Origin of the sequence: Streptococcus mitis (assembly GCF_023109515.1) — a bacterium.
In the GTDB taxonomy this organism is placed as follows: domain Bacteria; phylum Bacillota; class Bacilli; order Lactobacillales; family Streptococcaceae; genus Streptococcus; species Streptococcus mitis_CS.
This window is the reverse complement of sequence record NZ_JALDUM010000001.1, coordinates 995,911-1,003,614: the sequence shown is the minus strand read 5'-3', so window position 1 is coordinate 1,003,614 and position 7,704 is coordinate 995,911. Positions and strand designations below refer to the sequence as shown.

Below are 7,704 nucleotides of genomic sequence, written 5' to 3'. Positions count from 1 at the left end.
GGCAACTGGGAAAAAGAAGGCAACATCAAAGGCCCTAAAGGGGACAAAGGTGAACGTGGAGAAGATGGTAAGACTCCAGAAGTAACTGTAACTCCAGGTAAAGATGGTCATAGTACCGACATTACATTCACTGTTCCAGGTAAAGATCCAGTTACAGTAAATGTTAAGAACGGAGAAAATGGTCTGAACGGTAAAACTCCAAAAGTTGATTTGCTTCGTGTCGAAGGACAAAACGGAAATCCATCTCATACAATTGTGACATTCTATACTGATGAAAACAATGATGGTAAGTACACTCCAGGAACTGATGAACTTCTAGGTTCTGAAATGATTAAAGATGGTGCTAAAGGTGCGGACGGACGTGATGGTAAATCATTGCTTACTGTCAAAGATGGCAAAGAAACTAAAGTTTACCAAGAAGATCCAGCACATCCAGGTCAACCATTGAATCCTGAAAAACCTCTTGCAGTTATTAAAGATGGAGTGGACGGTGTCTCTCCAACAGTAACAGCTGTTCGTAAGGATGAAGAAGGGCATAAGGGTGTAGAAATCACGGTGGATAACCATGATGGTTCACAACCAACTACAGTCTTTGTTCAAGATGGTGCTAAGGGAGAAACTGGTGCAACCGGTCAGGATGGACAAACTCCTACAATCACTACTCAACGTGGACAAGATGGCCAAAGCACTCTTGTAACTATCACAACACCAGGTAAAGATCCAGTAACCTTTACAGTGAAAGATGGTAAGAATGGTAAAGATGGACGTACACCATTTATTGACTTAAATGCATTGGTGGAAGCAGTTAGAAGAGGTGTTGGATCAACTTCTAATTCACAACCTTCTGGAACATCAAGAAGTGCAAGAAATAGAAGAGCATTACCAGATGGAGATAGAAGTGCAACTGAGTCATCAGAAACAGTACAACCAACAACTACAGATTCAACAGGTACGCAACCAGAAACTACAGATTCACAACCAGTAAATGGTACTCGTATTACAGCATACTATGATAATAATGGTAACGGTAAATACGATCCAGGTGTGGATGAATTAATTGGTACAAGTGATATCTTGAATGGTACAAATGGACGTAATGGTACAGATGGAGCTTCTGGTACAAATGGACGTAACGGTGCTGAATTACTAAGTGGAGTTACTGCCCCAACTGCTAAGGATGGTAAAGACGGTGATACTTATATCGACGCCAATACAGGTGATGTTTACAAGAAAGAAAATGGTTCTTGGAACAAGATTGGTAATATCCGTGGACCTCAAGGAGTAGCCGGTGAAAAAGGCGACAAAGGTGAAAAAGGTGAAAAAGGTGAAAACGGAGCTAATGGAGCAGACGGTAAATCACCAGTTGTAAATGTAACGGACAATGGAGATGGAACACACTCTATTACTGTTAGAAACCCTGATGGTTCTGAATCAACAACTAAAGTTAAAGATGGTAAAGACGGTAAAACTGCCAATATCACTACAACAGAAAATCCAGATGGAAGTCACACAATTACTGTAACAAATCCAGATGGAACAACTAAAGAAACAGTTGTTAAAAACGGTAAAGACGGTAAGACTCCAAAAGTTGAAGTAACGGATAACGGAGACGGAACTCATACTGTTAAAGTTACAGATGGAGACGGTAATGTTACCAACGCTATCATCAAAGATGGTAAAGATGGTAAAGCTGCAACAGCAACAACTACTGAAAACCCAGATGGAAGCCACACAGTAACAATTACTAACCCAGACGGAACTAAGAATGAGTTTGTTGTTAAGAATGGACGTGACGGTGTTGACGGACGTACTCCAACCGCATCTGTTCGTGATAACGGAGACGGAAGTCATACAATCGTTATTACAAATCCAGAAGGTGTGACAACTGAAACCACAGTTCGTGATGGTAAATCACCAAAAGTTACTATAACTGATGAACAAAATGGAACTCATAAGATCTCAGTTCTAAATGGTGATGGAACAACTACTGAAACAATCATTAAAGATGGTAAATCACCAGTAGCAACAGTTAGAGATAACCATGATGGTACTTACACTATCCGTGTAGAAAACGGTAATGGTACTGTTTCTGAAACCACAGTTCGTGACGGTAAATCACCAACTGCTAAGGTTGTGGATAACGGAGATGGCACTCACACTATCACAGTTGTGAACTCAGACGGAACAACTACAACAACAACAGTTCGTGATGGTAAAGAACCAAAACTTGAAGTTATTGATAACAACAATGGTTCACATACTATTAAAGTGACAGGTGCTGATGGTAAAGAAACTACAACTACAATCTTTGATGGTAAATCACCAAAAGTTTCTGTTGAAGATAATGGTGATGGTAGTCATACAATCACAATCATCAATTCTGATGGAACTGTGACAAAAACAGTTATTAAAGATGGAAAAGATGGTAGAGATGGACGTGATGGTCGAGACGGCAAAGACGGAAAATGTGGATGCCAAGACAAACCAGTAACACCATCAAATGACAAACCAGTTCCTCCAACACGTAATGTGCCAGAAGGACCAACGTTTGCAATGCCAGAACCACCAGTTCATGAATTGCCAGAATTCAACGGTGGTGTGCCAGGAATGCCAGAAGTTCATGAATTGCCAGAATTTAACGGTGGAGTACCAGGTATGCCTGAAGTTACTGAAGTACCAGAATTAGATATTCCAACAGTACCAGTACAACCAACACCAAATGTACCGGTTAAACCTGTACCAGTACAACCAACACCAAATGTACCGGTTAAACCTGTGCCAGCGCAACCAACACCAAATGTACCGACACCAGAAGTGCCAGTACAACCAACTCCAGTTGTTCCAACACCAGAAGTACCGGTTAAACCAGTACCAGCGGTTCCAGAACAACCAGTAGTACCAACACCGGCTCAACCAGCAACTCCAGTAAATGCTAACCCAGTAGTACCAACTACAGTTAAAGAAAACCATGGGGACAAATTACCAGAAACTGGAAGCCAATCTGATTATATCTCTGTTCTTCTAGGTAGCGGTATTCTATTGAGCCTATATGTAGGTCGAAGAAAAGAAGATTAATCAGCCAAAAGCAGTCACTAATTTCTCGAAAGAAGATGATAAGTGATAGATCTCGGATGAAAGAATATTCTTAGAACGATTTTCCATGATGGAAAAGACTGCAAAAAACCTTGAGTGGTAACGCTCAAGGTTTTTTTGGATGGGTGATGTTTGTCTGAAAATCTTGATTGAGTCTAAAAATGCCACCCTATTAGGTGGCGATAATTGATTTAGACTTTTAAAAATGCTTTATTTTTTACTGAATTGCTGCGAGCAAGTCTTGAGCTTGTTTTTCAATTGAGTTTAGGATTGTTTCTTCTAGAACTAATTTTCCGTCTGCCCAGGCAGAGTCGTTGACACGTGCAGCAGTGAAATCACCAACGACTTGTGTACGGATAAATGGCAAGAGGTCTTTATAGATAGCGAAAAGTTGATCGTGACCTGCATTGGCTACAGATGATACGGTGACAAACTTGTCTTGAAGAGCAGAAGCGCCACGTGTATCAGATAAGTCAAGGGCACGAGATAGCCAGTCAAGCAAGTTTTTCACTGTTCCAGGGATAGAGAAGTTGTAGACTGGAGAGAAGATCCAGATGGCATCCGCAGCGAGAACCGCTTCGCGAGCAGCCGCTACAGCTGGATGTGTTGGAACTTCCAAATCTTGGCTGAAGAGAGGAAGGGCTGAATAATCAAGGTAGCTAACTTCCGCTTTACCAGCAAGTGCTTTCTCAGCTTCGAGGGCCATTTGGTGATTGAAAGAGCCTTGACGTAGTGATCCGATGATAAATAATACTTTTTTAGACATGATGTGTCTCCTTTTTCTTAAACTTCCGAGAACTCTCTCGTTGTTATAAAATATATTACAACAAAACAAAGGGACTTGCAAGAAATCTGCTCAGAGTTTATTTGAAAATTATAAAATTACAGAAGCTCTAGTCAGTTGTCACTGGAAAAGTAAGAACTGTTTCTCTTAGATTATGGGTTTCATTTGATTTTCGAAGAGTATTTCTATATTCTCTTGTAATATGATGACATAAGTGCTAAAATAAACAAGAAAACTCGCAATAGAAACCGCAGAACAGCTATTTTCCGGTATCATTTCATGAAAAATTAAACAAAAATAATGGCATTTCAAGAATGCTTCTAAAAGGGGTGGAGATCATGTAAGACACAGATTAACAAGTGACAGACAAAAGAAATACGAATACACTTGTTAAGGAGAAAAGATGTTAATAAGAAATTATCGGAAAAATATTGGCCTGATGGCCGGAGTTGAGTTTTTTGCTTTTTTAGGGATTACCAGCTTTTGGATTCTCTTTCTCAGTCAAAACGGAATGTCTCTTTGGCAGATTGGACTTCTGGAGAGTATTTTTCATACTACCAGTCTTCTCTGTGAAATTCCATCTGGAATGATGGCTGATCGCTATTCCTATAAGACCAACCTTTATTTAAGTCGTATAGCAGGAATTATGTCTTCTATTCTCATGTTGGCTGGGCAGGGAAATTTTTGGATTTATGCGCTAGCTATGGCTGTGAGTGCCTTGTCTTATAATTTTGATTCGGGGACGAGTGCAGCAATGGTTTATGATTCAGCTGTGGAGGCTGGGCTGAAGGAGCGCTATCTATCCATTTCAAGCTTTATGTCAGGAGTAGCCGAAGGAACTCGGTCTTTGGGGACAGTTTTGGCAGGATTTTTTGTCCATGGTCAATTGCACCTGACCTACTATATCATGATTGCCACTTCTATCATAGTTCTTTTCCTGATTTGGATGCTGAAAGAACCCAGTGTCAAGCTAGAAAAAGCTGATAGTGTGACCATGAAACAGATTATTTGGACTGTTAAGGAAGAGTTGGAGCGAAATCCCATGCTCTTCAACTGGATGATTTTGTCTCAGATTGTTGGTACACTCATGTGCATGTTTTATTTTTACTATCAAAATCAGTTACCAGATTTAAGTAGTTGGCAAATTTCAGCAGTTATGCTACTTGGAAGTCTCTTGAATATCGTTGCAGTCTATCTAGCGAGTAAGATTGGAAAGAAATATGCTGCCTTGAAGATTTTCCCTATTCTCGTCCTGCTGACTGGAGTTACCTACCTGCTGTCCTACTTTGGAACACCTCTAATCTATATTTTGGTTTATTTGATTAGTAATGCTCTATATGCTCTTTTTCAGCCGATTTTTGACAATGATTTGCAAGAGCGGCTCCCAAGTGAAGTAAGGGCAACCATGCTAAGTGTCTACTCTATGATGTTTAGCCTAAGTATGATTGTGTTCTTCCCGCTGACAGGGTGGTTGATTGACAATTTAGGCTTTGTGATAACATTTCTTTATCTGGGATTATTTTTAGTCTTGATTAGCCTTCTACTGCCTGTCTTTTTAGGAAAAATGGCTAAAAGAATGGATGATAAAGTGATTCCATAAATCAAAAAAATTACGAAAACTTGAGTGCCAAGCTCAGGTTTTTTAATAGGTTGATTTTGGAGCTGCCTTTACTTTTCTTGCTCGGTTTTAATCAAGAAAAATCTGTTTTGTTTGAAGGAAGAAATAAAGTGCGTTTGTTCCTATATTCACTTGTAATAAAGCCCAATAGATGGTAAAATAGACGAGTGAAAAAAAGACAAAATAAAGCAAAAAATAATCTACTGTGGCAGTATGGTCTAGGGATGACGATTTTGTTTGTGGTTATCAGTGCTTCCTTTCTGTATCTGGTTTCTCTTAGCATGAAACCCTATCAAACAGCTAAAACTGAAGGAGAAAAATTAGCTCAGCAGTATGCAGGATTAGAGCAGGCTGATCAGGTTGATTTATACAATGGCTTGGAATCTTATTACAGCGTTCTTGGTCGTAATAAACAGCAAGAAGCACTTGCTGTCCTGATTGGTAAAGATGACCATAAGATTTACGTTTATCAGCTAAATCAGGGTATTTCACAAGAAAAAGCAGAAGCGGTTTCTAAGGAAAAAGGAGCTGGCGAGATTGACAAGATTACCTTTGGCCGTTATCAAGACAAGCCAATCTGGGAAGTTAAGTCAGGAACTAATTTTTATCTAGTAGATTTTGAAACAGGAGCATTGGTCAATAAGGAGGGCCTATGAAATTATCCAACCGTGTTTTAGAAATGGAAGGAAGTGTCACTCTAGCTAGTGATGCGAGAGCAAAAAATTTAAAAGCTCAAGGTAAGGATGTCCTTTTCTTGACCTTGGGACAGCCAGATTTTCACACCCCTGAAAATATTCAGGATGCAGCAGTTAAAGCTATTCGAGAAGGACAGGCTTCCTTCTATACAGTAGCTTCAGGTCTACCAGAATTAAAAGCTGCAGTGAATACCTACTTCGAGCGCTACTATGGCTATTCTGTCGCAAGTAACGAGGTTACCTTTGCTACAGGTGCCAAGTTCTCCCTCTATACTTTCTTTATGGCTGTAATCAATCCTTTAGATGAGGTTATTATTCCAACTCCATACTGGGTTAGTTATGGAGATCAGGTCAAGATGGCAGAAGGGATTCCAGTCTTTGTTCAAGCTAAAGAAGACAATGATTTTAAAGTCACGGTGGATCAACTAGAACTAGTTAGGACAGATAAAACAAAGGTTTTGGTTCTCAATTCACCATCTAATCCGACTGGTATGATCTATACTCGTGAAGAATTACTAGCTATCGGAAATTGGGCAGTTGAGCATGACATTCTGATTTTAGCAGATGATATATACGGTCGCCTTGTTTATAATGGAAATGAATTTGTTCCAATCTCAAGTCTATCAGAAGCAATTCGTAAGCAAACTATTGTTATCAACGGTGTATCTAAAGCCTATGCCATGACGGGTTGGCGAGTTGGTTATGCGGTAGGTAATCCTGAAATCATTGCAGCTATGAGTAAATTGACGGGACAAACAACTTCAAATTTGACATCTGTTTCTCAATATGCGGCTATTGAAGCCTTAACAGGACCACAGGAGTCTGTTGATATCATGCGTCAGGCTTTTGAGGAGCGTCTCAATACCATTTATCCGCTATTATGTGAGGTCCCAGGTTTTGAAGTCGTTAAACCACAAGGAGCTTTCTATCTCTTCCCAAATGTAAAAAAAGCCATGGAGATGAAAGGTTATACAGATGTGACTGACTTTACAACAGCTATTCTTGAGGAAGTTGGTTTGGCACTCATAACAGGAGCTGGCTTTGGAGCGCCAGAAAATGTCCGCCTCAGCTATGCGACAGACCTAGACACGCTTAAAGAAGCAGTTAAACGTTTGAAAGCATTTATGGGTAGTGAGAATGATTGATCATTTTGAAATTAAGGTAAAGGATTTACAAATTTCAGAAGGATTTTATAGGAGTTTTCTCGCCCCTTTGGGCTATAAATTGGCTTTTAAAACTACTTCTCTAATCAGTTTTCTTGCCCCAAATAGCCCTCATCCTGGTGGTGACTTTTGGTTAGCTCAGGGGACGCAAAATCCTATTCACTTTGCTTTCTTAGCAGAAAATAAGGAAGAGGTTCAAGCTTGTTATGAGGCTGGCTTAGAGGCAGGTGGGCTAGACAATGGTGCTCCTGGTTATCGCAGTGAGCATCCGATTTATTATGCTGCTTTTATGATTGATCCAGATGGGAACAATATAGAGGTGGTTTGCCATAAAGAATAAAAAAGAAAAGG

At 39.9% G+C, this 7,704-nt stretch carries 6 protein-coding genes; 5 read left to right on the top strand and 1 reads right to left on the bottom strand.

Annotated features, from left to right (window positions below):
* A partial coding sequence (locus tag M1G05_RS04955) for a collagen-flanked surface repeat-containing protein (RefSeq protein WP_247953241.1) occupies positions 1 to 3,075 on the top strand: 3,075 nt, incomplete at its 5' end.
* Between the two features lie 235 nt (positions 3,076 to 3,310).
* Here M1G05_RS04955 and M1G05_RS04950 read toward each other — a convergent pair.
* On the bottom strand, positions 3,311 to 3,859 hold the full coding sequence (locus M1G05_RS04950; RefSeq protein ID WP_247953240.1) for an NADPH-dependent FMN reductase: 549 nt from the start codon (positions 3,857 to 3,859) through the stop codon (positions 3,311 to 3,313).
* 421 nt (positions 3,860 to 4,280) lie between these two features.
* On the opposite strand from M1G05_RS04950, the gene M1G05_RS04945 reads away from it, so the two are divergent.
* From M1G05_RS04945 to M1G05_RS04930, 4 genes are all read left to right on the top strand, one after another.
* Positions 4,281 to 5,477: an MFS transporter gene (locus M1G05_RS04945; RefSeq protein WP_247953239.1), complete on the top strand. Its 1,197-nt coding sequence runs from the start codon at positions 4,281 to 4,283 to the stop codon at positions 5,475 to 5,477.
* Between the two features lie 185 nt (positions 5,478 to 5,662).
* Positions 5,663 to 6,151 (top strand): cell wall elongation regulator TseB-like domain-containing protein, encoded by a 489-nt coding sequence (locus M1G05_RS04940; RefSeq protein WP_247953238.1) that lies wholly within the window; start codon positions 5,663 to 5,665, stop codon positions 6,149 to 6,151.
* Entirely contained in the window at positions 6,148 to 7,335 is a 1,188-nt protein-coding gene (locus M1G05_RS04935) for a pyridoxal phosphate-dependent aminotransferase (protein ID WP_247953237.1), read from the top strand. The genes M1G05_RS04940 and M1G05_RS04935 overlap by 4 nt, the downstream gene beginning before the upstream one ends.
* The gene (locus M1G05_RS04930) at positions 7,328 to 7,693 is read left to right on the top strand and encodes a VOC family protein (RefSeq protein WP_000565230.1); all 366 of its coding nucleotides are present in this window, start codon (positions 7,328 to 7,330) and stop codon (positions 7,691 to 7,693) included. The genes M1G05_RS04935 and M1G05_RS04930 overlap by 8 nt, the downstream gene beginning before the upstream one ends.
* Positions 7,694 to 7,704 lie beyond the last annotated feature (11 nt).

Excerpts from the sequence above, each read along its gene's own strand:
- M1G05_RS04950 (WP_247953240.1), bottom strand. The coding sequence starts at position 3,859 with ATGTCTAAAAAAGTATTATTTATCATCGGATCACTACGTCAAGGCTCT.
- M1G05_RS04945 (WP_247953239.1), top strand. The coding sequence starts at position 4,281 with ATGTTAATAAGAAATTATCGGAAAAATATTGGCCTGATGGCCGGAGTT.
- M1G05_RS04935 (WP_247953237.1), top strand. The coding sequence starts at position 6,148 with ATGAAATTATCCAACCGTGTTTTAGAAATGGAAGGAAGTGTCACTCTA.
- M1G05_RS04930 (WP_000565230.1), top strand. The coding sequence starts at position 7,328 with ATGATTGATCATTTTGAAATTAAGGTAAAGGATTTACAAATTTCAGAA.